Source organism: Robbsia andropogonis, from assembly GCF_034047095.1.
GTDB lineage: Bacteria > Pseudomonadota > Gammaproteobacteria > Burkholderiales > Burkholderiaceae > Robbsia > Robbsia andropogonis.
In genome coordinates this window covers 1003759-1028574 of record NZ_CP139164.1, presented here as the reverse complement: position 1 = coordinate 1028574, position 24816 = coordinate 1003759, and the positions used below count along the sequence as shown (strand labels likewise).

23 protein-coding genes are annotated in these 24816 nt (G+C 60.0%); 8 read left to right on the top strand and 15 right to left on the bottom strand.

All coding sequences use genetic code 11. From position 1 onward, the window contains the following. Positions 1–61: 61 nt before the first annotated feature. Complete coding sequence (locus SJQ66_RS04465) at positions 62–745, bottom strand: HAD-IA family hydrolase (RefSeq protein WP_046153655.1); 684 nt, start codon at positions 743–745, stop codon at positions 62–64. A 234-nt stretch (positions 746–979) separates the two neighbouring features. Between SJQ66_RS04465 and SJQ66_RS04460 the strand changes: the two genes are divergently transcribed. Together SJQ66_RS04460 and SJQ66_RS04455 are read left to right on the top strand one after the other, a co-directional pair. Then, a complete protein-coding gene (locus tag SJQ66_RS04460; RefSeq protein ID WP_024904348.1) occupies positions 980–1171 on the top strand; it encodes a YqaE/Pmp3 family membrane protein in 192 nt (63 codons plus the stop codon). Positions 1172–1457: 286 nt separating this feature from the next. Continuing rightward, positions 1458–2036: a DNA-3-methyladenine glycosylase I gene (locus tag SJQ66_RS04455; protein ID WP_024904350.1), complete on the top strand. Its 579-nt coding sequence runs from the start codon at positions 1458–1460 to the stop codon at positions 2034–2036. A 68-nt stretch (positions 2037–2104) separates the two neighbouring features. Here the strand turns inward: SJQ66_RS04455 and SJQ66_RS04450 are convergent, their stop codons facing one another. From SJQ66_RS04450 to SJQ66_RS04430, 5 genes are all read right to left on the bottom strand, one after another. After that, the gene (locus SJQ66_RS04450; protein ID WP_024904351.1) at positions 2105–3085 is read right to left on the bottom strand and encodes an AEC family transporter; all 981 of its coding nucleotides are present in this window, start codon (positions 3083–3085) and stop codon (positions 2105–2107) included. A 161-nt stretch (positions 3086–3246) separates the two neighbouring features. Next, on the bottom strand, positions 3247–4146 hold the full coding sequence (locus SJQ66_RS04445) for an ABC transporter permease (RefSeq protein WP_024904352.1): 900 nt from the start codon (positions 4144–4146) through the stop codon (positions 3247–3249). A gap of 1 nt (position 4147) precedes the next feature. Continuing rightward, positions 4148–5035, bottom strand: a complete 888-nt coding sequence (locus SJQ66_RS04440; RefSeq protein ID WP_024904353.1) for an ABC transporter permease — start codon at positions 5033–5035, stop codon at positions 4148–4150. 68 nt (positions 5036–5103) lie between these two features. Further along, positions 5104–6468: an ABC transporter substrate-binding protein gene (locus tag SJQ66_RS04435; protein ID WP_024904354.1), complete on the bottom strand. Its 1365-nt coding sequence runs from the start codon at positions 6466–6468 to the stop codon at positions 5104–5106. 91 nt (positions 6469–6559) lie between these two features. Further along, entirely contained in the window at positions 6560–7627 is a 1068-nt protein-coding gene (locus SJQ66_RS04430) for an ABC transporter ATP-binding protein (RefSeq protein ID WP_407691455.1), read from the bottom strand. Between the two features lie 332 nt (positions 7628–7959). Between SJQ66_RS04430 and SJQ66_RS04425 the strand changes: the two genes are divergently transcribed. From SJQ66_RS04425 to SJQ66_RS04415, 3 genes are read left to right on the top strand one after another with little or no spacing between them, the layout of a single operon-like run. Further along, positions 7960–8991, top strand: coding sequence for a polysaccharide deacetylase family protein (locus tag SJQ66_RS04425; RefSeq protein WP_081765017.1), 1032 nt, complete (start codon positions 7960–7962; stop codon positions 8989–8991). Then, a complete protein-coding gene (locus tag SJQ66_RS04420; protein WP_082102966.1) occupies positions 8988–9815 on the top strand; it encodes a GntR family transcriptional regulator in 828 nt (275 codons plus the stop codon). The genes SJQ66_RS04425 and SJQ66_RS04420 overlap by 4 nt, the downstream gene beginning before the upstream one ends. A 29-nt stretch (positions 9816–9844) precedes the next feature. Beyond that, entirely contained in the window at positions 9845–10465 is a 621-nt protein-coding gene (locus tag SJQ66_RS04415; RefSeq protein ID WP_320533700.1) for a flavin reductase family protein, read from the top strand. Here the strand turns inward: SJQ66_RS04415 and SJQ66_RS04410 are convergent. The 8 genes from SJQ66_RS04410 to dapA all read right to left on the bottom strand — a co-directional run bounded on the left by SJQ66_RS04410 (position 10440) and on the right by dapA (position 19788). After that, on the bottom strand, positions 10440–11120 hold the full coding sequence (locus tag SJQ66_RS04410) for an SDR family NAD(P)-dependent oxidoreductase (protein WP_036011201.1): 681 nt from the start codon (positions 11118–11120) through the stop codon (positions 10440–10442). The genes SJQ66_RS04415 and SJQ66_RS04410 overlap by 26 nt on opposite strands. Positions 11121–11295: 175 nt before the next feature. Continuing rightward, positions 11296–12096, bottom strand: coding sequence for a DeoR/GlpR family DNA-binding transcription regulator (locus SJQ66_RS04405; RefSeq protein WP_024904359.1), 801 nt, complete (start codon positions 12094–12096; stop codon positions 11296–11298). Between the two features lie 110 nt (positions 12097–12206). Further along, positions 12207–13478 (bottom strand): sialidase family protein, encoded by a 1272-nt coding sequence (locus SJQ66_RS04400; RefSeq protein ID WP_236693596.1) that lies wholly within the window; start codon positions 13476–13478, stop codon positions 12207–12209. Beyond that, a complete protein-coding gene (locus tag SJQ66_RS04395; protein WP_024904361.1) occupies positions 13465–14910 on the bottom strand; it encodes a sodium:solute symporter family protein in 1446 nt (481 codons plus the stop codon). The genes SJQ66_RS04400 and SJQ66_RS04395 overlap by 14 nt, the downstream gene beginning before the upstream one ends. Before the next feature lie 115 nt (positions 14911–15025). Then, positions 15026–16075, bottom strand: coding sequence for a 4-hydroxythreonine-4-phosphate dehydrogenase PdxA (gene pdxA, locus SJQ66_RS29585; protein WP_253464622.1), 1050 nt, complete (start codon positions 16073–16075; stop codon positions 15026–15028). A 112-nt stretch (positions 16076–16187) separates the two neighbouring features. Further along, positions 16188–17663 carry a four-carbon acid sugar kinase family protein gene (locus SJQ66_RS29580; RefSeq protein WP_407691454.1) on the bottom strand — a complete coding sequence of 492 codons (1476 nt, stop codon included), beginning with the start codon at positions 17661–17663 and terminating at the stop codon, positions 16188–16190. Next, positions 17660–18874, bottom strand: coding sequence for an iron-containing alcohol dehydrogenase (locus SJQ66_RS04385; protein ID WP_390174015.1), 1215 nt, complete (start codon positions 18872–18874; stop codon positions 17660–17662). Before SJQ66_RS04385 ends, SJQ66_RS29580 begins: the two co-directional genes overlap by 4 nt. Further along, positions 18871–19788 carry a 4-hydroxy-tetrahydrodipicolinate synthase gene (gene dapA, locus SJQ66_RS04380; protein ID WP_051504592.1) on the bottom strand — a complete coding sequence of 306 codons (918 nt, stop codon included), beginning with the start codon at positions 19786–19788 and terminating at the stop codon, positions 18871–18873. The genes SJQ66_RS04385 and dapA overlap by 4 nt, the downstream gene beginning before the upstream one ends. Positions 19789–20382: 594 nt before the next feature. Between dapA and SJQ66_RS04375 the strand changes: the two genes are divergently transcribed. The 3 genes from SJQ66_RS04375 to SJQ66_RS04365 all read left to right on the top strand — a co-directional run bounded on the left by SJQ66_RS04375 (position 20383) and on the right by SJQ66_RS04365 (position 23499). Further along, on the top strand, positions 20383–21267 hold the full coding sequence (locus tag SJQ66_RS04375; protein WP_320533699.1) for a LysR family transcriptional regulator: 885 nt from the start codon (positions 20383–20385) through the stop codon (positions 21265–21267). Between the two features lie 156 nt (positions 21268–21423). Next, on the top strand, positions 21424–22752 hold the full coding sequence (locus tag SJQ66_RS04370; RefSeq protein ID WP_024904368.1) for an MFS transporter: 1329 nt from the start codon (positions 21424–21426) through the stop codon (positions 22750–22752). Positions 22753–22761: 9 nt separating this feature from the next. Next, a complete protein-coding gene (locus SJQ66_RS04365) occupies positions 22762–23499 on the top strand; it encodes a DUF2848 family protein (protein WP_320533698.1) in 738 nt (245 codons plus the stop codon). 101 nt (positions 23500–23600) lie between these two features. Here SJQ66_RS04365 and SJQ66_RS04360 read toward each other — a convergent pair whose 3' ends face one another. Further along, positions 23601–24809, bottom strand: a complete 1209-nt coding sequence (locus SJQ66_RS04360; protein ID WP_036011147.1) for an MFS transporter — start codon at positions 24807–24809, stop codon at positions 23601–23603. Positions 24810–24816: the final 7 nt, after the last annotated feature.

Below are 24816 nucleotides of genomic sequence, written 5' to 3'. Positions count from 1 at the left end.
CCAAAAGCCACTTGCGCTTTAGCAAAAGCGTGCCGGCAAGTCGTCCGGCTAGTGAGACGGGTCAGCCAGCAACGACGCGTAGCCGCAACATGCCGCCTGGTTCAGACTGAATCGCGAGGTTTGCATAATCCGGCACAGCCAGGTGGGGCGTATTGACCGGATGGTCGTGCGTTGCCGTGATGACCACGACGTTGCTACCAGCAGCCTCGCCGGAGCGGACGCCGGCAGGCGCATCTTCCCAGACCAGGCAGTTCGGCGCAGTGAAACCCAGGCGTCTTGCGCCATGTAAGTAGGGATCGGGGGCTGGCTTTCCGTGCTGAATCTGCTCGGCAGTCACCAGTACGGGTGGGACGGCGATCCCGGCTGCATCCAGGCGCGCCAGCGCCAGCGCCTCGCTTGCTGAGGTAACGATGGCCCACCTAGTAGGCGGCAGGCTATTAAGGAAGCGCAAGACGCCTGGCAACGCGGTGACGCCGTCGAGATCGGCGATTTCCGCCGCGTTCAGCCATGCCGCCTCTTTTTCGGGATCAGCACAGGTGGGGGCGAAACGCTTGACTGTGTCGATTGCCCGCACGCCATGAATATGCGGTATCACTGATTCAGCGTCCAAGCCCATTTTCTGGCACCAGGCCGTCCAGATCCGTAGCGTGGCGGGAATGCTGTTGATCAGCGTCCCGTCCATATCGAAAAGAAACGCGTCGTAGGCGCGGTCGAGCGTTGGATGCTGCGGAGCGATGTCAGGCATGCGATACCGTAAAAGTGGAAGGTCAACCGGAATTTTACCGTGTATTAACATCCGCTTCTCCGATCTGCGGCAGGTAGTGATGTCGGATACCGCTCAGGTTTGCTCGAACATGCCCGAACACACCCATCCTCGACCGTCCCGTATAGCGGATCTGGTCGGAAATCTGCCTGATGTCGCTTACGATTTGCTATGCTACCAGCTGACTATACTACTTCGGCCTCGTGCCTGTTCGCCATGCGCTTGCTGCTTGCCTTGATTCTCCCGTGGTTGCAGTTCTTCACGATCGGACGCCCTTTCGCAGGCCTGATTTGCCTCCTACTGCAAATTACCGTGATTGGTTGGATACCTGCCGCAATCTGGTCTGTTTATGCGTTGAGCCAATACAAAACAGACGAGAAAATTCGTGCTGCAACAAGCGGTCGTTGATTTCGGGCACACGATTCTGCAATTCAGGCGGCAACGTCAGGCAGAGAGCGCACGCTCGCCTCTTTCACCGCGGACTGCCTGATCGATTCGATACCGAACGGCGGCGTCACGGTAAATAGTCACCGCCGGCCCCCTTGTGACTCCGTCCGCCGATGCATCGTTGAGCGACAACATCGTTCGCAATATGGTGACGATTTCGGTCTTGCCGCTTTTACTAAAAATGCTCGCCACGTGGTGGCACCATCCTGGCACTACGGTTTCTTCAGTCGTTTGACATCGCATCCTCATGATAGCCAAAACCGCTGCAAAGAAAGCCACGCCTGCGCGAACGCGATGTGTTTGGGCCGGAACGGACCCGCAGATGCAGGCCTATCACGATACCGAATGGGGCAAGCCACTGCGTGACAGTCGCGCGCTCTGGGAGTTGCTGATGTTGGAGGGGTTTCAGGCGGGACTTGCATGGGTCACGGTATTGCACAAACGTGAGGCATTTCGCGCGGCATTCGCCGGTTTTGATCCGAAGAAAGTTGCGCGCTTCGGTGAAGCCGATATCGTGCGCATGCTCGGCAACGCCAGTATCATCCGCTCACGGGCAAAGATAGAGGCGACCATCCACGGCGCACGCATTTATTGCGAAATGCAGAAAAACGGTGAGGAGTTCGCCGATTTCATCTGGTCTTTTACCGACGGCAAGATTCTGCGCGGAAATGGCGTCACCCGATACGTTACCACCCCTCTTTCCGAGACCATTTCCAAGTCTCTGAAGAAGCGTGGCTTCAAATTTGTCGGTCCGACAATCGTTTACGCCTTCATGCAAGCCTGCGGTATCGTCGACGATCACGAAATAGATTGTTTTTGTCGATAACCAGGTTGCAACACGGCAGTCGCACTCACGCTGGCGCATACGTGTCGATCGACACGACCATCATGTCGTCAATTCGGTAACCACTGCGCGATACCCATCGACAAGGCCGTGGTTGCGACGCCTAGAATTGTCGACAGGGCCACGCTGGCGGTCACCTCGGTTTCTGCGGTACGGTAGCGAACCGCGAAGAGGTAGACATTCGCCCCTATGGGTAATGAAGCAACAACGGCCATGACCTTGAAGGGTAGACCGGTCAGTCCGAGCAGCAAGCCGGTGACAATGAATACGGCGGGATGCACGAGATTTTTCATCACGGCAAGCGTGAATGCGGCTTTCAGCCCGGATGTGACGGGACTGGACGCCAGGGTAACCCCTACCAAAACCAATGCCATTGGGGAAAATGCGTTACCGAGAATCTTAAGTGGCTCGTCGACCAGCGTGGGCACCGGTAATCCGGTAAGGCCATACGCAATTCCGCACAAAATGGGCAGCGGAATCGGGTGAAGGATCGAACCCTTCATCGCCTTGGCAACCGTACGCATCAAATGCCGCCAGCGCGCGACTCCAATAGGTACGGTAGCGCCTGCCGCGATCGCAAGCGCGGATCGTTCGTTGACGACGACGAACTCCAGCACGACCGTGACCATCGTCAGCATGATGAAAGCGTGTACCGAGATGAGGGCGAACAACGTAACCAGGCCTGCGTCGCCGAACGCGATATTGACCAACGGCACGCCGATCATCAAGGTATTCGAAAACGTACTTGCTAGCCCCATCACGGCGCCACGACGATTGCGGCCTTGCTGCAGAAACACGGCAAAGAAAACAACCCACATGGCAAAAAAATACATTGCCACCGGACGGAAATCCAGTTCCGCCACATGCACCTTGCTCATTGTCCGGAAAAGAAGCGCCGGCGCGAGGACGCAAAAGACGATATTCGAGAAATCCCCAAGCGAGGTGGACTTGACCCACCCTACCCGTCCGGCCAAATAGCCGACGGCAATCAACAAAACGATGGGAGACAGTGCGTGAAATACGGCAAGCATGGTGACAGGCGCGAGGCGCGAAAAGCTCCCGTGCCGAAGCGATGCGGGGAATCAGGACGTCAGGGACGCGATCAATGGCAAAGAGTATCTTAAAAACCTCGCGGTGACCAATCGCGGGCACGCTATCGCATGCAAAAGCGGCACGCGCGCGCAACACATCATTAAGCCGTTTTTTGTCGACGTACTCCCAACGCGCGCACCACAAACAGTCCTCCTATCATTACTGTCAGCGAAAGGACTGTGGTCATCGTTCCCAATGCATAAATGGCTGGTGTCGTGACGGACGTCGTCAGCCCTTGTAATTCGAGCGGTAAGGTGTTCAAGTCGCCGATGGCTTGTGACGTCCGCGCGATCTCATCCCAGGACAGTGTGAAGCCGAACATGCCGACGCCGATGACGGCGGGTCCGATGATCGGCAGCACCACATGGCGGAAGCTTTGCCACGGTGTGGCGCCGAGGTCGCGCGCTGCCTCTTCGAAGGCCGGGTTGAATCGATTGAAAACAGCGAACATGACCAACAACCCGAAAGGTAAGGTCCAGGTTAGATGCGCGCCCAGGGCCGAGGTGTATAGGCCCATGGCCGTGGTGTAGTTATCGGCGAAGTTTTGAAAGCCCAACGCGGTGGCCGTCGATTTCACACCAAGATCGATCAGGCGAAACATCAGGCCGATACCGAGTGAAACGATGATCGACGGCATGATGAGGCTTGATATCGACAGATAGAACACTGCCCCCGCGCCGCGGAAAACTTTGCGGAAGGCCAGCCCCGCACAGACCGAGCACAACACGGTCAGCGCGGTCACTACGAGTGCCAAGCGCATCGATCGGCCGAAGGCACCCCAGATATCCACGCCGCCGAGACCATTTGCCAAGGAACTGAACCAATGCAGTGACATCCCCCGCATCGGGAATGTCAGCCCCCCTTCCGGCCCCTGGAACGACAAGATGAAGATCGTGATGACCGGCCCATACAGGAACAGCACGAACAGCGCGAAAATGGCGGCGAGCCCATAGAAACTGGCGGGCCGGCGTTCACGGACCGGCGCGACGCGGGATTTCATCTCACAACTCCTTTCGGATATCGACGGCGCGGGTCAACCCCCATACCATCATCAGCACGACAATCAGCAACACGATGGCGTTCGCTGCCGCTAGTGGGAATTGCAAATCGCCGGTCTGTACCTGAATCATCTTGCCGACAGATGCCACTTGCTGCCCTCCCATCACGCCGACCGTCAGGAAGTCGCCCATCGCGATCGTGATCACGAAGATCGATCCGATGACGATGCCGGTACGTGACAAAGGCACCACCACATGCCGCACTACCTGCCAGGGGGATGCCCCTCCATCGCGTGCGGCTTCGAGCAAACCGCGATCGATACGCATCATCGCGTTGAAGATCGGCACGATCATGAAGAACGTGTAAAGGTGCACGAACGCAAGAACAACGGAAAACCGTGAGTACAACAGCCATTCCACTGGTTGATTGACGATGTGCAATCCGATCAGCGCGTCATTCACCAAGCCGTTCCGGCCTAGTAACGGAATCCAGGAGATCATCCGAATCACGTTCGACGTCCAGAATGGAATCGTGCAAAGCAGGAACAGGACCGTCTGCATGGCAACGGTGCGGACGTGAAACGCCAGAAAGTAGGCGATTGTAAAACCTAATACCAGCGTAATGAACCACGTAATGGCGGTCAGGCTTAAGGTGGACCAGTAGGTGCGGAGTGTGACGCACACATTTCCCGAAAAGCAGTTGTCGAAAACGGTTGCGTAATTCTTGAGGGTGAACGCCGGGATGATCTGGTATTCATTGTAGTCCCAGAAACTGACAACCAATGTGATCACCAGCGGCACCAGGAAAAACACGACGAATACCAGCGTGAGGGGTGTCACTTGCAACCAGGCTGCCGCTCTACGGCCCGTAACCCCGTACCTGTCGGCCATCTTTGCGGTGTGGACCGGGTCAGGCGCTCCGGCACCTGACCCCTGCGTCCCAGTGGATGCGGCTTCACTCATGCGGAGATGAACTCATTCCATTTCTGCACCAGATAAATGTTCTGGTCCATTACGGCATTCCAGCACGCTACTGCTCCCAGACGCTTGTCATAGCTGCCACCGTCGCGTACCGTACCGGCTTTTTCAAGCAATTGACCGTCGGGCGCATGAATGTCCTGCGTTGCCGGCTTGCCTTCCATCCAGTAATCCCATTCATAGGGCTGCATGAACTTGCGGGCGGTGTTCGTGACGCCGGGATAATAACCCTGCCGCATCAGGTAGGCGCCTGCCCAGCCATCCTGGAACCAATTGATGAACTCATAGGCAGCGTCGAGCTTGCGGCCTTGCAACGTCTTCGGCAGACCAAAACCCGACGCCCAGCCGCGATAGCCCTCCTTCAAGGGTTGGAAGACGCAGGCGACGCCCATTGTTCTGACCTTCGTCACCGCGGGCGACCACATCGACTGGATTACCACCTCGCCCGAGGCCATCAGGTTGACGCTTTCGTTGAAGTCCTTCCAGAACGCCCGGAATTGACCGGCACGCTTCGCCTCGACCAGAATCTTGATGGTTTGATCGATCTCGGCCTTCGTCATATTGCCTTTGTCGGCATACTTGAAATGACCCTGCGCCTCGATCGCCATTGCCGCATCCATGATGCCGATCGACGGGATATTCAGCAGTGCCGCCCGGCCTTTGAACTCGGGATTCAGCAATTCCGCCCAACTGTTAATCGGCCGCTTTATCAGGTCTGGCCGGATGCCAAGCGTATCGGCATTATAGGTGGTCGGAATCAATGTCATCCATTCGGTGGGCGACTTGGATAACGTGGTACTGCGTTGTCCTTCCAGGAACATCACTTTCTTGGGTGCCGTACCCTGCTCACCCACTGCCTTGCCGGCGACTTCACCACGCGTCAGCACCGTCGCGATTTGATCGGCGCTCTTGATTTTCTTGACATCCATTCCTTGCAGGACACCCGCCGGAATCAGCTTGGGCAGCGAAAAGTATTCGGTATCGCAAATGTCAAAGGAGTTCGGTTGCGTGATGATGCGTTTCGTCACGTCATCGGAAGTCAGCGAAATATATTGGATGGTGATACCCGTATCCTGCTGGAACTTCTTGGCGATGTCGGCGCTTTGATTGACGGCAGTGCCAACGTAGCGCAGCGTCACTTTTTCCTGTGCATGCACGTAGGGGAAGCCGATGATGCCTGCGCCGGCAGCGGCGCCCTTCAGGAACGTACGGCGCGACAGGCCGCCGGCACCGGCCTGCCCCGGATGCGCCGCACCTTGTTCACGTGCCGTCCCGGCAGCGGGACTGTCCGAGATCGCGCCCGATACGGCGGGCGATTCGAGGGACGGCGTATGGCGTTGCGTCATTACGTTCTCCAAACGAGGGGATCAGCGAAGAAATCAACAAAAATCAATACAATCCGAATGCATCATCACCGCGACATCGCATTGGCACGCCCTAAGCGCTTGCCGATTCCAACGGATGCGCATGTTGCGGATGCCACCACGCCGTGACCGGCGCACCGATCGTGAAAGCGCTGGCGTCGAACGCATCGTCCGGAAGCAGTGCGATCAGCTCTGAATCCGAGTCACGGTCCACCATCGGCGACGAGGCGTCTGCCAATGACGCCGTTGGGGAAAGCGTCATGCGCAGATGGGTGCCTTGGTATTCAATATCACGAATGGCGCAGTTCAGGCCGGGTGCGGATACACTTTCACCGGTACCGTCCGGAGCCGACGGCGTCACGCGTATATGGTCCGCACGCACCGTCCAGTGACGGCCCTCGCGTGCCACCACATTGTGGCCCCCCAAAAATCGCGCGACGAACGCGGTGCGCGGTCGATTGAAAACGGCCTGCGCGGTGCCGAATTGTTCAATCACGCCGTGATTCATCACAACCACGAGGTCGGCAAGCGCCAGTGCCTCTTCCTGGGAGTGCGTTACGTGTACGAACGTGATCCCCAATTCTTTCTGCCAACGCTTCAGTTCGGCTCGCATCTGCACGCGCAGGAATGGATCCAGCGCGGATAGCGGTTCGTCCAACAAAAGTACGCGTGGCTGGTTGAGCAGGGCCCGCGCCAGTGCGACCCGCTGCTGCTGGCCGCCCGATAACTGCGCCGGCAGCCGGTGCGCATACGGGCTCATCGAGACCAGATCCAGCAGCTCGGCCGCGCGCTTACGGCGTGCGGCTTTCTCCACACCGCGCATGCGAAGGCTGAACGCCACGTTGTCCAATGCATCAAGATGGGGAAACAGCGCGTAGCTCTGGAACACCATCGCGGTGCCGCGGGCGGTAGGCGGGGCGTCGGTGACGTTGCGATTACCGATCAGGATGTCGCCATCGCTGACTGCCTCGTGTCCGGCGATCATGCGTAACGTCGATGTTTTTCCGCAGCCCGAAGGCCCCAGCAGACAGCAGTACTGGCCGCCGGGGATACGCAGGTCGATGGCCTTGACGGCAACGGCGTCGCCATATTGCTTCGTGACGCTGACCAATTCGATATCGGCCGGTGCGGCGTGTTGCATCGATCGCTCCCCAAAAAGCGTCGGCATGGAGGTGCCGGTGCAGGCATCATGGAATGTCGGCCAGCAAACGCAAGACATATGCCACCGTTGCCGTTGCTCCCTCTTTTACCGCAAATACTTGCGGTAAAGCCTTGTATTCACGAGGATTGTGCGACTGCATTTTCAATCGTCGACGATCTCGCATGTAAATTGCTGACGATTGAAATGATGCGATGTATGCGGGCGTTTTATGAGATATCGGCACGATCGTGGTGCAGTGATGCGCATGGATGGGGCGTCGTGCACAGGCACCGGTCCGACCGTATCCTTCTTTTTCTGGATTTCCTTACATCATGACTTCCGTTTCGCCCTCCTTTGCCGACGGTGCGCCTGCAACCAGCGATGATGCATTGATCGCCGGATGGACCACACCACTGGCATCGCACAATCGATTTGCCTACCGTGGCATAGACGACGGCCCGCCCCTTCAATGGCCCGAGGGGCGTTCACTGGCGGTGTATCTCGGTTTCAATATCGAACACTTTGCGTTTGGCGGCGGCATGGGGGCCGCACTCGGCCCCGTTTCGCCGGAACCCGATGTATTGAATTACAGCTGGCGCGAATATGGCAACCGGGTCGGCGCGTGGCGTTGCCTGGATTTGTTTGATGATGTGTCTTTTCCAGCAGGCGTGTTGCTGAACACGGCGCTGTATGATCACTGCCCCGAATTGATTGCCGCTTTTGCCGCTCGTGGGGATGAATTGATCGGCCACGGGCATACGAATGCGACACGCCAAAGCGACTTGGATCGCGCCGGAGAACGCGCGTTGCTTGCACATTGTCGTGCGCGTATCACGGCCGAGAGCGGCACCACGCCAACGGGATGGCTGTCCCCATGGATATCGGAAACCCACGACACGCCTGATCTGCTTCGCGAAACGGGCTATACGTACACGTTGAATTGGTGCCACGACGATCGTCCCACGCAGATGCGTACGACGCATGGTCCGCTATGGTCGATTCCGTATCCGCAGGAATTGAACGATATTCCGATGATCGTTGGTCGCAAGATGGATGGCCGGGATTTCGCTGACATGATTATCGATCAGTTCAATGAAATGCGGGAGCAGTTGGCTCGCCCGCGACGACGCCAAGCGCATGGCGGCGCGACGATCGTCGACGAGTCGACCGCTCAGGCGAGCGCGGGTGCGGTGCAGCCGCAAGCCCTCGTGATGGGCATCGCGTTGCATCCCTATCTTGTTGGACAGCCTTATCGGTTGAGACATTTACGGCGGGCATTACGGCACATCGCCGCGGCACGGGACGACGGCGATGTCTGGCTTACGACGCCGGGCGCCATCGCACAGCATATGGACGGGAAATGAAGGAACGCGTAAGCGCGCAACGTCGCATCACGGCCGCCGCGGTTTCTCGGGCGGTGCCGACCAAAAAATCGGTCAAGCGGGGGCTCGATGACAACGACGCATCGAACGTCGACTCGAAAATCGCCGCCACCGGGACGGAATCAATCGATAATGTCGAGGCGGGTACCGATCGCGTCATCTATCAGGCGATCTACGATGGTGTCATGCATCATCGTCTACTCCCTGGAACGAAGCTGCCGGAGCCGGAACTCTGCGATCTGTTCGGCGTAGGGCGGGCGGTGGTGCGTCGGGTTCTCGAACGGCTTGCCCATGAAGGCATCGTAACGATCCGACCGAATAAGGGCGCCTCCATCAGCGAACCCACTCCGGCGGAAACACGGCAAATTTTTGAAGCACGTCGGGCGATCGAGGGCGTGCTGGTGGAACTCGCCGTCGCGCGCGCCACGCCGAAGGATGTAACGCTGCTGCGCCGTCAACTGGCCCGTGAGCATGAAGCCGTTCACCGATTCGATCAACCGGCCTGGGCACGGTTGGCCAGCGACTTCCACCTGCAGGTCGCAGCGTTGGCAGGCAACCCCATTCTGTTACGTTACCTGAAGGAACTCGTTTCCCGTTGCTCGTTGATCGTGGGTCTCTACGAAGCCCCCGGCAATGCACCTTGCGAACACGACGAGCACGCCGCAATCGTGGCGTGCCTGGCCGACAAGGATAGCGCAGGCGCAATCACCTTGATGGCAGCGCATTTGACGGACATCGAGCAACGTATTGACATGCGTCGTCGCCAGGGCGAAAAAACGCTGGCGCAGATGCTTGGCATCGTCTGACCTCATTCTTTTCTTGGATGCTTTCCTTCATGACAACGCTGATTCCGTTCGATGCATTGACCAGCCATCAACGCTATAAACTGATGGCAAGCCTGATCGTTCCAAGGCCAATCGCATTGGTCACCACACTTGGCGAACACGGCGTGATCAACGCGGCACCGTTCTCCATGTTCAATATGCTCGGTGAAGATCCGCCGATATTGATGATCAGCGTCAATGCCCATGACACGGGCGCGCTCAAGGACACCGCCGTCAATATCACACGGGAGAAAGAGTTTGTCGTGCATATCAGCGACGAGGCCATCGCGGAAAAGATGCATCGTTGCGAAGATCGACTTCCCGCGGAGCAAAGCGAACTGGAGCACGCCGGGTTGACGTCTGCGCCGTCCACGACCATTCGCACGCCACGCATTATCGAGGCACCGGTGGCATTCGAATGCAAACTATGGCAAACACTCGAAACCGCCAGCCGCCTTATTTTCATCGGCGAGGTGCAATGCCTGCATGCAAGGGAGGGGCTCGTCGACGAAGACCAATGGCGAGTCCGGCTGGAAGACTACCAGCCTGTTGGTCGTTTTGGCGCTTCGCTGTATGTGGTTCACATTGGGCTGACACGCGTGGGTTTTACAAGGATGCGCCACCGCACATGACGATTTGTTGTCCTGTAATCGCCGCAGCTGCATCACCCAGCAGGAACGCGGTGAGCGCGGCCACTTCGTCGGGATGCACAAAGCGGCCGAGTGGCGGCATCCTGGGTGGGGTCCCGGAGCGCCCTGCGCCATTCAGAAAGGGCGTATCGGTTGCACCAGGCGCAACCACGTTGACGGTGATACCACGCGTTATCGCCTCGCCAGCCCAGGACCGAGCCATTCCCACCAACGCTGCCTTGGTCGCCGCATATTGGCTGCGTCCGGCCGCGCCATTCGCGGTTCGGCTGCCGATCAATACCACGCGACCGCCGGGTATCATCCGTGGCAGCAGCGCATCGGCCAGATCCGCGGCAGCGGCGACATGCACTTCCCACATCGAGGCCAACGCGGCGGGATCGAGTTCGCCAGCCGGTGCGGTGCGCATCAGGCCGGCCGCATGCACTAAAGCGTCGGCAGGCGCCAGCGTTGCCGCCACTTCACGGCGCTGTAGTGGATTGCCCAGATCGACCGGCACGATGGAAAGACGGCCCGCTGCCTCATGGTCGGCTAATGCCGCGATGTGTTTGGAGCGGCACAGACCAGTGACACGCCAACCGTCGTTCAGCAACCGCTGCGCGATTGCCAGGCCGATTCCGGACGATACGCCACTCACCACCGCATGCTGCCTATCGGAGGTTCCGCGGTCTTCCGGTGCGTGTGCATCACCCGCGTCCGGAGCGCCAGTAACCTGGGACAATGCACCCGGTACCGCGCTGGCGACGGTCGTTGCCGCATGTCGAATATTGGAAGTCACGGGGTGCGTTCCAAAAGAAAAGGGGAAAGCATGCTGATCACTGCACGATCTGGGGCGGTGTTGCGATACGACTCTCCCGGGCGGCCACCTCGATGGCCACGCCGGGTACGCGGTTAAACATCGACAGCGCCGTTGTCGTTGCTCCGGCATCAGTCAGCAGTGTCCATTGACGCTCCATCGGCGTCCAGTGTTGCTGGCTGGCCCGGCCGAGCTTGTCGGCGGTCACGAGCACAAAAACGTGTGCCGCCTGCCGAGTGACACACTCCTTTAAATAGGCCTGTTCCGCACTGGCTTCGCAAAGACCGCGTTGCGCAACCACGCCATCGGCACCCAGGAACGCCTTGTCGACAGTGATCCTGCTGAGCGCCAGTTGCGCCAACGGCCCGAGGGTACTCATGCTCGATGGACGAATATCGCCGCCAATCAGCGTCAACCTGCAATCCGTCGCCGCAAGCGCCGATACCACCAGCAAATTGTTGGTGACAACGTGCAAGTCGGCATGCCCGGCGAGATGTCGCGCGAGCGCTGCCGTTGTCGTGCCGCCATCGAGAAAAACCGTGTCCCCGGCGCTGACATGTCGTGCGGCGGCGCGACCGATCCAATCCTTCTGGTCGCGCCCGCTGTCCACGCGCTCGGCCAGCGTCGCTTCCGGCTCGTGTGTTTCCACGACTGCAGCGCCGCCATAGGTGCGCAGTATCAGCCGATCATCGGCCAACGCGCGAAGATCGCGGCGTACCGTGGCCTCCGACATCCCGAAATGAGCACATAAGGTGCCGACATCGGTCATCCCGCCAAGGACCGCTTCCAACATCGCCTCACGGCGCTTTGCCACTTTCATCTGCCTGTCTACGCCTCCCCTCTCATACCATCGGCAAGCTTCCCCGCTGTCTCTGCATGCTTATTGCACACGTCCGCGCCCTCCAGCGCCATGGTACCGCGACATCACCGTCAGCCACCGATCCACGCCTCTGAAACATTGACGTACTTGATCCGTTGGCGGAAGAACGTATAAGCGATATCGAGGGAACCATCCGGCGCCTCGATGATGGAGGGGTATGAGTATTCGCGGTTGCGCTGGCCTTTCGAGTCGTTGGTCAAGCAGAATCCGTCACCGAGTTCGAGATGGCGGGTCCGCCACGTCTTGCCATTATCCGTCGAAATCGCGAGCGACATCGGCGCGCGGGGTGCGCCCCAAAATGCCGTGCCGCGGGTGGAAGCGGATTGATCGCGCAATGGCGCGTTCGGGTCCTCTTCGGTGTCCTCGATGTCGTCATACAGTGACTTTCGCCGGCCGGTCGCATTTGATGCGTCACTGTGATTGTAGACAAGCGCCAGATGACCGTTGCGTAACACGACGAACTGCACGGACGCGTTGTTGTTGGGCAAAGTCGTCGGTTCCGGGGCGCTCCAGTCGCGACCATTCGTCGAGCGGCTTGCGTAGATCGTGTCCGCCCAGCGGCTGCGATACAGGGCCAGTAGCGTACCGTCGGCTAATTGTTGCACGTTCATATGTACGCAACCGGTACTATCTGGTACCTCATGGGTGCTCCAACTCACACCGCCATCACGCGACACCATGACCGCGCTGATATCGTCATTGCCGCTCCAACGCTCACCCGGTGCGCTGCGGCAGAAGAAAACGGGGCAAAGCCAACTGCCATCGGCCAACACCAACAGCGGCTGCCGCACGAAGGTGCCTGCCCGCTCGAACAGGGTCTCGATCGGGCCCCACGTCGTGCCATGATCACGGGAGATACGTCGCCGAACAATCGAGGTGTTCTGGTTACCGGACTTCTGCGCGGTGTACAACAGCCATAACGCACCGCCCGGGGCCGTGAACAGCACCGGGTTCTGCTCTGATCGGGTCGGATCGTCCGATAGCTTGACGGCCTCGCTCCATCGTGTCGTACCTGCCGCCAGTCGCGATGCGTAGATCGACACGTCGGGAATACCCTCCTGGGTTCCGCCAAACCACACACAGAGCAGATCACCATTCGCCAGCCGGTGGAGATTTGCGGCGTGATTCTGGACGCAGGCGCTAGGTAGGAATGCTTCGATACGACCCGAGTCTGCGAAATGCGTCGCCAGTTCGGTGCCGTCCCAACGCGGCGCACCAGTCAGTGGTCGGACATCGGCATCCGTGGCGTCGATCGCGCGTGCGTCGGTATTGGACAATGCAACTCCCATTTGCGGCTCCTTCAGTTGTTCAGTGCGCGTCATGGCGTGCCAACCGCGAGGCTCCCGCGGTATTGTCGGACATGTTCGCGTTGGCGGACTTGCTGCTCGACGGGAACAGCAAGCGTTCGACGACGATCACGACTGCCGGGACGGCCAGGGCGATATACATGTTATCGATGCCGAATGGATTGCCCAGCAGGTACCAGACCGTGGTGGCGATGGTCGCCGTGATCATGCCGAGGCAGGCACCGCGCGCGCTGTTATAAAACGGCAAATAAATACCGATCAATGCCACGACCGAAACCGTCAAGCGCAATGCGCGCGTGAAGAATGACAGTGCCAGGATTTGCGGGACGAACAGCACGAACACCAGCGGGATAATGCCGACGACCACCGAGATCCAGCGCGACATCTGAAATTCCCGTTCCGGCGTTGGGTTGTAGCGCGGTACGTAGAAATCCTTGACGACCAACGACGAGATCGACAGCGCGACAGTGCTGACACTCACGAAGTTCGATGCCACCAGCGACGTGGTGACGACGGCCGCCATGATCGGCGACATATGCTCGAGGAAAGTCGGCAGTGCGTACAGGCTCTTGATCCCTGGGAACAAGAACTTTGCAGCAACGCCGAGAAAACCGAGCGACAGCGCGATCGGAATACACAGCAACGCGCACCACAATGCCGACGCCCGTGCGGCGGAGGCAGTGCGTGTCGCAGAAATTGCTTGGAGGATGAACTGTGTCGAGAAAATGGCACCGGCGGTACCAATGACCCAGGCACCGATCGTACCGACCTTCAGTGAACCTTGCCAGGTGAAGTAGTGCTCGGGCATGGCCGCGCGCATCGGTGCGATGCCGCCGGTCATCCTCCATGCCACGACCACGAGGATCGAAATACCCAGCAGCTTGAACGCGCTATGAACAACGGTCATGTAAGCGACGCTTTTTAGGCCGCCCCATGCGAAGTAAATCGTACTCACGATGGCCGTGATGATTGCGGCGGTGGCCAGATTTGTCTTCAGTACGGTGGATATCGCCGCCGCGCCGCTGACATAGTTTCCGACGTTCACAAGGAATAGCGCATAGATCATGATTGCCGAGACGATCGTCTTGGCCGTGCGGCCGTATTTATTGGCGATGAACCCGGAGATCGTGAATTCGCCGGAGTTGTAGAACCGGCGGGCCATGAACAGCCCGAAGAGCAGGAATCCGATGGATGCGGCAATCGTCGACCACGATGCGGCAATGCCCACGTTAAACGCTTCCTGCGAGGTACCCACCGTTGATTTGGCGCCGATAAACTCGGACATCATCAGGAAGGCCACCAGCAGCACCGGCATCGAGCGGCCCGCCACCATGAATTGTGACGCATTGCGGCTACGCAATCGCACGCTGACGATACTCGTGATAACGATATAAACGGCCACCATGCCGATGATCAGCGTGGTGGTACCCAGGTTCGACGTGTCCATTCCTGTCTCCTTGTGCGATACCGTGGCACGCCTCGTGGTGGTGGCTCACGGATTCAGATCGCCCGGCGGGCCGAGATCGGCGTTACCGGATCACGTTTATTTTTTTATTGCCGGCTTATGAGGACAACGCGTTCAACCGCGGCTGTCCCTGCTCCGTCATTTTCTCCGCCGAGCGTCGCGTGGCGAGTTCCTGCGCCTGCCTTAACGCCTCCAGCATGCTGCCTTCGTCAGCCACGCCGGAACCGGCGATGTCGAAAGCCGTACCATGGTCCACCGACGTTCTAATCACCGGCAAGCCGACGGTCACATTGACGCCTGCTTCGAGACCCATCACCTTGACCGGGCCATGGCCTTGATCGTGATACATGGCGACAACCAGGTCGAAGTCCCCGCGACCGGCGCGAAAAAACAGGGTGTCAGCGGGCAACGGACCTTCCACGTGCCATCCACGCGAGCGCACCACCTGAACTGCCGGGATGATCTTCTCTTCTTCCTCGCCATAGCCGAACAATCCGTTCTCACCCGCATGGGGATTGATGCCGCAGACACCAATGCGCGGGTTGGCGATCCCGGCACGGACCAGCGTCTGATGTCCGCGTTCGATGGTGCGTTGCACGAGGCCCGGTTCGATCTTGCGAATCGCGTCGAGCAGGCCGATATGCGTGGTTACGTGAATGACGCGGAGCTTTGGTGCAACCAGCATCATCGACACTTCGTCGATACCGGTCAGATGCGCGAGCATTTCCGTGTGGCCTGGGAAAATGTGGCCGCCCGCATGCAGTGCTTCCTTGTTCAAGGGCGCGGTACAGATCGCATCGAGTTCACCGGCCGAGGTGAGCTCGACGGTTTTCGCGATGAATTGATAAGCCGCGTCGCCCGCGACGGACGACAACGTGCCGTATGGCAGGTCCGCCGGAATCAGGCCGAGGTCGATGCAATCGACCACCCCTTGCGTGAACCGCGCCTCGGCTGGACGTGAAATGGTGCGCACGTCCAGCGTGACGCCAGTAAGGCGGGCGGCGTCACGCAGACGTCCCGCATCGCCGATCACTAACGGGCGGCATTGTTCGTAGACGCTCGCGTGCGCGAGGCTTTTCATGATGATCTCGGGGCCGACGCCTGCCGCATCCCCCATCGTGATACCAATCACCGGACGGTAGGTCATGACGGTCACTCCTCTATGCGCGTTTATTGCTTGTTGTTCACCGCAGGGCACGATGCCGTGCGGGATGAAAATGCCAGTCGATGGTCATTCCCGACGCGATGCGTTTTTTGCTTCAAGAATCCTGCCTGTTCTTTTTCAGATGACGCCAGACCCGCACCAGCGTTCCTTGATCACCAAAGGCGCCGGCCTTCGTGACAATGGGCAAACGCCGCGACGTGCACGGATCACGGGTCGTGGTGGTGGTCCAGGAAACCGGCACGCCAGGCGCAATTTCCTGCTCCAATGTAAATGCGGTGATGCCTGCCGCCCACAGCAACGCGCGAGCAGTTTCCCCCCCGGTCGCGAATATCGCGGACGCGTCGGTCACGATTGGCGCCAGCCATGCGCCAAACGCCTGCGCCAGCCGATATCCGTCGCCAACGCGTGACCGGTCTTGCTGTGCGAGCGACACCACCACGTCGTGGCCGGCGCATAGCGTATCCGACACGCGCGCCAGGACGGAACGACGCAATGACGCCGCATCGTCCGTTTGCGCGGTATCCAACAACGCGGACACCTCGATTGCGACATGAACCAATCCGGCACCGGCCGTTTCCTGCAAGGCGGCGATTTGTCCATGTGACACGCTAGACATGCTGCCGACGACGAACAATGCGCCCTGCCTCGTACGTGCCGTCGCGCGGGCGGTATCAGCGCTGATCGATGCATCCGCGTCTGCTGCCTTTCCGACTACCCTGCTGAACACCCCTGCCCCGCCAAAAGCCCGCGTCAGGGATCGCGCCAGACCTGCGGAGCCCACCCAGAAGACATCGCGCATCGAAGCCGTGGCGTCTGCGATGGCATCGAGATCATCCAAAGAGACCGCGTCGCACACCAGGGCGTGCATGCCGTCGACACGTGCTGCGTGAACCGCATGCCGCCATGCATCGCGCGCATTCGCTCGAGACGAGGAAACCGGCTGATGCCGCACGCGCAAGCCCGTGGCGCTCAGCATCACAACCAGATCGCCGGTACCCGACAAACGCTCGTTACGCCATACCTCGGTGTCCTCGACCGGGATGCCGTGCAGCAGTTGACGGCCGCCTTCCGTGGTGCGACCGGCTTCCGGCAGCGCCGGCGCGACAATTGCCAGACCGAGTAGCGGCGCGAGTGCGGCAACCTCGGCGGCGAGATGTCCTCGCAATGTCGAGTCAACTTTCTTGAAAATTCCCGGTGCACCTGCATTGTCGGATGCGCACGCGCCGACGCCGCTATTGCCTCGCATGACTGCGTCGCGATGTATCCGTGCGGCCTCGGATGGGGTCATCCGACGCGAATCCAGATCGATCGCCAGCACGTGGGGCACGGTACGCGGCGCTGCCCCGGTATCGCCAGATGGCCGTGACAATGCCGGTGGCGCGGCAGGCGACGCCAATACCACCTGCGCGTGAGCGCCATATCGCACCGCCGTGGCGGCACAGTCAGCAGCGCCGGAGAGGTCGTCGGCGAGGATCAGTAACGATGTGGATTGCACCAATCCGATTTCTTTCGGCATGCGATGCGCACGGTCTGGATCGGCGGGTTGCACCGCATCGAACAAGGCAATCATGGCAGCAGGCGGCGATAGATCGCCCGCATATCATCGAGCGTCAATGTCTTCGGATTGTTACCAAGCAGCCGCGTCACTTTCGAAGCGGCCACCGCCAGCGCGTCAACATGCTCGTCGCGTACGCCATAGGCGGTAAGGTCCTGGGGAATCTGTAACGCGGCGGTCCACGACACGATCTGCTCCATCAACTTTCGTGCCGCGTCTGTATCGCTGTCCGATGTCGCGGACAACGTCAGCGCACGTGCGACCTCCGCGAGACGCGGTTCGATCGCATCCAGGTTGAACGCCATCACATGCGGCAGCAGCATCGCGTTCGCCACGCCATGCGTCACGTCGAACATGCCACCCAGCGGATAGGCCAATGCGTGTACCGCTGCTGTACCGGCAGCCGTCAGTGCCATGCCACCGTACGTCGAGCCAAGCAGCATTGCTTCGCGCGCGGCGAGGTTGCAGCCGTCCTCGTAGGCTTGTACCAGGTTCGCGCCAATCAATCGCATTGACGCCATCGCGTACATATCGCTGACCGGGTTCGCCTTTGTCGAGATAAACGATTCCAGTGCATGCACGAACGCATCCATGCCGGTAGCGGCCGTGATCGCTTTCGGGACGCTGACGGTCAGCGTTGCGTCCAGCAGGACCAGGTACGGCATCAGGTGCCGGCTAACGATGCCGACTTTCAGTGCTTCATCGGGCAACGTCACGATCGCATTCGGCGTGACTTCGGAGCCAGTGCCCGCGGTCGTCGGTACCGCAATCAGCGGCACGCCCGGAACGGCAATCTTGTCGATACCCAGCCAGTCCCGCAATGGCGTGGTCTCGCCAACCTGCCCATTCGTCAGGCGCACGGCAAATAGCTTGGCCGCGTCGAGCACGCTGCCGCCGCCCACGGCCAGAATCGCGTCCGGTCGCGCCGGTGCGATGTCCTCCTGGAACACGGCTTCGATATTGTCGATCGTCGGCTCCGGCATCACGCCGCGAACGACAGTCGTCTGGATATCGGCGCCTTGCAGCATCGATACGACACGCTCCGTCACACCTAGGCGATCCATCGAGGGCTGCGTAATCACCGTGATGCAACGGATTGGGCGATTCAGCAACGGCAGATAATCGAGCAACTTGTCAAGACTGCCGCAACCATGCACCAGATGCGGTGCGGTGACGACGTGACGGATGACGGCGTTTGCGGCTTGCGATGGCATGGTCTGGCTCATGCGACGCCTCCCTTGTGCAATGGCGCAGTTGCCTCGACCCTCCAGTCGCGGTAGACCTCCAGGGCAATGGCGAGCTTTTCACGCGTCTGTGGATCGAGCGGCAATGCGGGAGCACGGGCAGGACCGGATGGCATGCCGAGCAGACCCGCGGCGGTCTTCAACACGACCGGCATCGTTGCCCAGCCAAACGCGTCGCGCAGCGGCCGTAGCGCTTCTTGCGCGCGCCGCGCCGCCGGAATATTGCCGGCCTGGAATTGCTGCCAGATCGCCATGACCACATCCGGCACGGCGTTCGTCGTCGCGGCCACTGCCCCATCGCCACCGGCGATCAACGTCCATAGAATCATCGAATCGGTGCCGGTCAGCACGGCGAAGTCGTCGCGGCGCAAACCGATTAATTGCAGCAAGCGATCGAAATCGCCGCCACTATCCTTGATCCCGCGGATCGTCGGCAACTCCGACAGGCGGCGCACAGAATCGATCGATAACTGCACGCCCGTCTTGGCCGGGATCGTATAAAGCATCAACGGCAACGAAGTGGATCGCGCGATCTTCGTATAATGAGCAACCAATTCTGACTGGGATGCGCCGTTGAAATACGGCGTTATGACCGACGCCGCATCCACGCCGACGTCCTGCATCTGCTGCGTCAACGCAATGACCTCGCGGGTGGCGTAGGCACCGGTGCCCGCGATCACCGGAACACGCCCACGCGCTTGCTCTACGGCAATTGTGGCAATGCGCAACTTCTCGCGCTCGTTCAGCGATATGAATTCCCCATTGGTGCCCAGCACGAAGATGGCGTGCACCCCTTTCTCGATCAAGCGCTCCACGAGCAGCCGCAGGGCCTCTTCATCGACGTCTTCCGTCGCCGTCATCGGTGTAATCAGCGCGGGCACGATACCGCGAGGCATGAAGGGCTGCTTGGCCGAGATAGCCGCGCCGCCGCCACCAAGGTCGGATGCTGCGGTATGAAGCGGCGATGCGGGGGAAAAGCGCTGCATATTGTTCTCCTGTCAGCACCGGGTGGCCTGCCTGCGTGGCCGTGGCGAGGTGGCAGTCACTGTGTGGATCGATCAAAATAGAGCATCAATTTGCTCGGTTCAATCATTCTAAACAGTTAGCAAGAACGAAAGGATCAGTAAAAACCCTGGATACGCATAAATCAATCAAATTTAGTCCCAACCAACATGCCGACCGACCTCATTTTGATTGAATCAATCAAATATGATTTTTGACTCTTTACGGTCGGGGGCAGTGCGTGATTCGCGTAGTGACCGATCCATCGCGGCTCAGCGGCAATCCAGTCGTCCACAGATCGATCCGCTATCTTTGGACGGCCATCGCCGTGCGACAGCATGACCGGCCTCGAAATCGGGTGCGCCTTATTAAGGCGCACTATGATGTCGTCCTGACCACCCTCCACCGGTACCGGCCCACGCCAATCACACTGCTTGTTCACGTTGTGGCACCTACGCCAACTGCCTGGCCGACCTTACCCATCCCGCATGAATATTCGTTTCCTGGAAACCTTCGTCTGGCTCGCAAAGCTGCAGAATTTCCGCGCGACCGCGGAGAAGTTGCACACCACCCAGGCCGCGATATCAAGCCGTATTGCCGCACTCGAAGAGAATTTCGATGTGCGCCTGTTCGATCGAAACTCCCGGGCGGCGAACCTGACGCCCGCAGGCCGGCGCATGCTGGCGTATGCGGAGCGGATCGTCCGACTCCACGATGAGATGCGTCGCGAAGCGGACAACGCAGACGAAGGCGCGGGGCTACTGCGCATCGGCGTGATCGAATCGATCGTCCACAGTTTTTTCCCGGCGCTGATGTCCGCGATTCGGAGCCGCTATCCACGCCTTGAAATAGAAGTCACTAGCGACACGACCATCCATCTCGCACGCTTGCTGCATGCCGATGCGGTCGACCTGATCCTCCAGACCGATCGCCTGCCGCCGCCGGAATTCACCAGCTTGCCCTTACTGGAATTTCCGGTTCGATGGGTTGCCAGCCCGGCGCTTGCCTTTCCCTCCCGGACATTGACGCTGGCCGACCTCGCCGCCTATCCTATCGTCAGTTTCTCGCGTCATTCCGGGCCGCACGCCGCCATCGAGCAGTTATTCGCAAGCGCGGTCGAACGTCCGGCGCGAATCAATTGCATTACCTCCGTTGCGGCGATGATCCGGCTCGTGGCCGATGGTTTCGGCGTCGCCGCGCTGCCGCCAGCGATCATCCAGCGTGAGTTGCGTGACGGCATGTTGGTGGTGCTCGACGTCGATGCCCCGTTTCCACCGCTACCGTTACTTGCGGCCTATCGCACCCGAAGCCATCCAATTGCCGAGCGCATCGCCGAGCTGAGTCGTGAAATCGCCAGCCACTATGCGCATTGACCGACGCCGCCCGTGTTGGTAAGGAATCGCGCTTCCATGGTTTGGCAATAAGCAAATCTTTTTGTTCCGAATTTTTTTTCTAGTTGGACCGTATCCGGGTCCGCCGTAACACTGGCGTTTGCACCCATTTGCATCCTGCGGAAACTGGAGAACCCGATGAATACAGCCCTGCCGCCCGATACTACTGCCGCGGCCCGCCCGGCGCACGCCGCGCCGCGCGTTGGGCGTGGCCGCCTTGCAGGCGCCAGCATGATCGGCACCTCGCTTGAATGGTACGACTTCACCATTTACAACACCTTGTCGGCATTGGTGTTCAACAAGCTCTTTTTCCCGTCCGTCGATCCGCTCGCCGGCACGATTCTGGCGTTTTCAACCTACGCCGTGGGCTATGTCTCGCGTCCGCTGGGCGGTTTTTTCTTCGGTAATCTGGGTGACAAGATTGGCCGACGCGCGGTGCTGATGCTGACATTGATCTTGATGGGCGTGTGCACGGCATTGATGGGCGCGCTGCCGACGTATGCGTCCATCGGCATTGCCAGCCCGATCCTGCTTGTCGCATTGCGGTTCGTTCAAGGCATTGCCCTCGGTGGAGAGTGGGCAGGCGCGGTACTCCTTGCGGTAGAGCATGGGGACCAAAAGAAACGTGGCTTGAACGCATCGTGGACACAGATGGGCCCGTCGTTCGGGACGCTGCTCGGCACCGGACTGATCGCGCTGTTGAATCTGTCCGTATCATCGGATGATTTCCTCGCCTGGGGCTGGCGTGTGCCCTTTCTGACCAGCCTGCTGCTGGTTGGATTCGGCTTCTGGATTCGTCGCGGGGTGTCCGAGACACCTGCATTCGAAAAGCTGACACAGGCCCATGAAGTCGTGAAGGTCCCGGTCGCCGAGGTGCTCTCCCATTACTGGCGACGCCTGCTGGTGGCCGGTGCGGCGCGCGTCGGTTCGGATGTCCTGTACGCGTTGATGGTTGTCTTCACCCTGACATATGTCACCACGGTTCTGAAGCTGCCCCGTAGCGTTGCCTTGACGGCTGTTTTACTCGGTACCGCCGTCAACGCCGCCGTCGTCCCCTTCTTTGGTGCGTTGTCGGATCGATTCGGCCGCAAGCCGGTGTATCTGTGCGGGGCGATTGGTGCGGTGATCTGGGCGTATGGCTTCTTCGTGCTACTGGATAGCGCGCACCCGGCGCTGATCGCACTCGCTGTCGTCGGCGGGCTGACACTGCATGCGGTGATGTATGGTCCGCAGGCATCGTTCGTGACCGAGCAGTTTCCCACCCGCGTCCGGTACGCCGGCTCATCCTTGACCTATACCTTGTCCGGTATCGTCGGGGGCGGATTTGCGCCGCTGATCATCATCAGTCTGTACAAGCATTACCAGTCGACCGTGGCGGTGTCCCTCTATGTCACCGCGGCCTTGGCCATCACGATCATCGCACTCCTCTGTGCCCGTGAGACCGCCCGTAAGCCCCTGGAACAGTAAGGAATTGCAATGAGCACGTTAACGTTCGAAGTGCATGCCGCCGGCACGGCGAGCACGGGGGGCACGCCGATACCGGTTCAAGTCGATCATCTCGTGATCGCCGGATGGGCTGGTCGAGACCCCGTCGCGATCCAGGCGCATATCGATGAACTCACCGCCATCGGCGTGGCGCCGCCGTCGTCCACGCCCTGCTTCTATCGCGTTGCCGACACGCTGCTGACGCAGTCGCCTGTTGTACAGATGTTGGGGGCGCGTTCCGGCGGGGAGATCGAATGTGTCTTGATGGATTCCCCGGCCGGCATCCTGGTCGCCATTGGCTCCGACCATACCGATCGCGAGATCGAGGCGTATGGCGTGGCGGTATCCAAGCAGGTATGCGCCAAGCCGATATCGCGCACCGCATGGCGCTACGCGGACGTTGCCGCACATTGGGATCAACTGCAGATGCAGTCGTGGCTGATCAAGGCCGACGGCACGCGGCGGCATTATCAATCCGGCACTGTCGCGGGCCTCTTGCCGCCACCGTCGTTGTGGTCGATGTATGGTCAGGCGGCAGGCGCACGCATGGCAACGCCCCCTCCCGCGTTGCCGGCGCATACGGCGATGTATAGCGGCACGCTTGCCGTGCATGGTGAATTGGCGGCGATGACCGATGGAGACAGTTTCGTGCTGGAACTGACCGATCCGGTACTGGACCGCCGTCTGACGCATCGATATACCCTGGCGATGTTGCCCATCGTTTCCTGAGACGGTGCGGCGCACGCAGTAACGATCGCGGCTCCAGGAACGGGTCTGTCGTCGATTCATCTCAGCGTGTGGCAGGCATTTTGTCGCGCCGTGCGCCTTTCCTAGCAGACTGCTTCAACCGTTGCCGGCCACATCCGGATAACGAAAGCGAGTGCCGCGCCCAAGGTAGACAGCGCCACGACTGCCGGCCAGCCCCCCACTGCCAGCAGACTACTGCCAAGCACGGCTCCCAGCGCCATGCCCAGGAACATCGTCACGAACAACACCGCGTTTAGCCGGCTCCGCGCGGCCGGTTCGAGACCGTAGACGATACTTTGGTGCGATACCAGCGTGGCCTGCACGCCTAGATCGAAACCAATCGCACTGAGCGCAAGCAGGATCAACTGTCCGTGCACGGATAACAACGGCATACAGAACATCGCGGCAAATGACACCGTCGCGATCAACGTTCCCAGGCGGGTACCAAAATGTGCGCCTCGGCTATCCGCGATCCGGCCCGCGATGGGCGCGGCCAATGCGCCGGCAGCCCCCGCCAGTCCGAATGCCCCCGCGCCGGCACTGCCGATATCAAACGGCGCGGCATGCAACATGATCGCCATCGTCGACCAGAATGCGCTGAATGCGACCTGCAATGCCCCCTGCGCCAACGCTGCTCGACGCAGCGCCGGATGACGGTGCCAGAGGCTGACCAACGATGCGAGCAGTTTCAGGTACCCCAACTGCGTCGTTGGTGCGAGGCGCGGCAGTTGCCGCCAGGCGATGACGGTGAATAACGCGATGCTGACCGCCGCCACCACGAACATCGCGCGCCAGCCGACATTCGCGGCCATGATGCCGCTGACGACGCGCGACAACAGGATACCCAGCAACAAGCCGGTCATCACCGTGCCGACGACCCGCCCTCGCCGTGCCTCCGGCGCTAGTGCCGCGGACGCCGGCACGATGTCCTGCGCCAGCGTGGCGGACAAGCCTACGACGAGACTGGCGAATAACAAGGCATGGACGCCTGGGGCGATCGCAGCCCCAGCCAGCGCCAGCGCCAATACCACCGCCTTCGAGAGAATGATCGTGCGACGATCATAGCGATCTCCCAACGGCGCCAACAGCAGAAGGCCCAGCGCATAACCCAACTGCGTCAGCATCGGCACGAGTCCCACCGTGCGGGAGTCGGCGTGCAGATCGGCGCCGAGGATGCCGAGCATCGGCTGGTTGTAATACAGCGCGGCGACCGCAAGACCGGCGCCTGTCGCGAGAAAAAGGATCAACATCGACGAAGGTGTCGGATGGGAACGAGCAGAAATGGGGGACATGATTAAA

Bases quoted from the DNA above. Each gene is read 5' to 3' on its own strand.
- SJQ66_RS04400 (WP_236693596.1), bottom strand. From the start codon at position 13,478: ATGACGCGCACTGAACAACTGAAGGAGCCGCAAATGGGAGTTGCATTG.
- dapA (WP_051504592.1), bottom strand. From the start codon at position 19,788: ATGCCTCGCGGTATCGTGCCCGCGCTGATTACACCGATGACGGCGACG.
- SJQ66_RS04450 (WP_024904351.1), bottom strand. From the start codon at position 3,085: ATGCTTGCCGTATTTCACGCACTGTCTCCCATCGTTTTGTTGATTGCC.
- pdxA (WP_253464622.1), bottom strand. From the start codon at position 16,075: ATGACCTACCGTCCGGTGATTGGTATCACGATGGGGGATGCGGCAGGC.
- SJQ66_RS04405 (WP_024904359.1), bottom strand. From the start codon at position 12,096: ATGAAAGTGGCAAAGCGCCGTGAGGCGATGTTGGAAGCGGTCCTTGGC.
- SJQ66_RS04370 (WP_024904368.1), top strand. From the start codon at position 21,424: ATGAATACAGCCCTGCCGCCCGATACTACTGCCGCGGCCCGCCCGGCG.
- SJQ66_RS04385 (WP_390174015.1), bottom strand. From the start codon at position 18,874: ATGAGCCAGACCATGCCATCGCAAGCCGCAAACGCCGTCATCCGTCAC.
- SJQ66_RS04440 (WP_024904353.1), bottom strand. From the start codon at position 5,035: ATGGCCGACAGGTACGGGGTTACGGGCCGTAGAGCGGCAGCCTGGTTG.
- SJQ66_RS04420 (WP_082102966.1), top strand. From the start codon at position 8,988: ATGAAGGAACGCGTAAGCGCGCAACGTCGCATCACGGCCGCCGCGGTT.
- SJQ66_RS04455 (WP_024904350.1), top strand. From the start codon at position 1,458: ATGATAGCCAAAACCGCTGCAAAGAAAGCCACGCCTGCGCGAACGCGA.
- SJQ66_RS04430 (WP_407691455.1), bottom strand. From the start codon at position 7,627: ATGCAACACGCCGCACCGGCCGATATCGAATTGGTCAGCGTCACGAAG.
- SJQ66_RS04460 (WP_024904348.1), top strand. From the start codon at position 980: ATGCGCTTGCTGCTTGCCTTGATTCTCCCGTGGTTGCAGTTCTTCACG.
- SJQ66_RS04365 (WP_320533698.1), top strand. From the start codon at position 22,762: ATGAGCACGTTAACGTTCGAAGTGCATGCCGCCGGCACGGCGAGCACG.
- SJQ66_RS04425 (WP_081765017.1), top strand. From the start codon at position 7,960: ATGACTTCCGTTTCGCCCTCCTTTGCCGACGGTGCGCCTGCAACCAGC.
- SJQ66_RS29580 (WP_407691454.1), bottom strand. From the start codon at position 17,663: ATGATTGCCTTGTTCGATGCGGTGCAACCCGCCGATCCAGACCGTGCG.
- SJQ66_RS04395 (WP_024904361.1), bottom strand. From the start codon at position 14,910: ATGGACACGTCGAACCTGGGTACCACCACGCTGATCATCGGCATGGTG.
- SJQ66_RS04360 (WP_036011147.1), bottom strand. From the start codon at position 24,809: ATGTCCCCCATTTCTGCTCGTTCCCATCCGACACCTTCGTCGATGTTG.
- SJQ66_RS04415 (WP_320533700.1), top strand. From the start codon at position 9,845: ATGACAACGCTGATTCCGTTCGATGCATTGACCAGCCATCAACGCTAT.
- SJQ66_RS04375 (WP_320533699.1), top strand. From the start codon at position 20,383: ATGAATATTCGTTTCCTGGAAACCTTCGTCTGGCTCGCAAAGCTGCAG.
- SJQ66_RS04435 (WP_024904354.1), bottom strand. From the start codon at position 6,468: ATGACGCAACGCCATACGCCGTCCCTCGAATCGCCCGCCGTATCGGGC.
- SJQ66_RS04445 (WP_024904352.1), bottom strand. From the start codon at position 4,146: ATGAAATCCCGCGTCGCGCCGGTCCGTGAACGCCGGCCCGCCAGTTTC.
- SJQ66_RS04465 (WP_046153655.1), bottom strand. From the start codon at position 745: ATGCCTGACATCGCTCCGCAGCATCCAACGCTCGACCGCGCCTACGAC.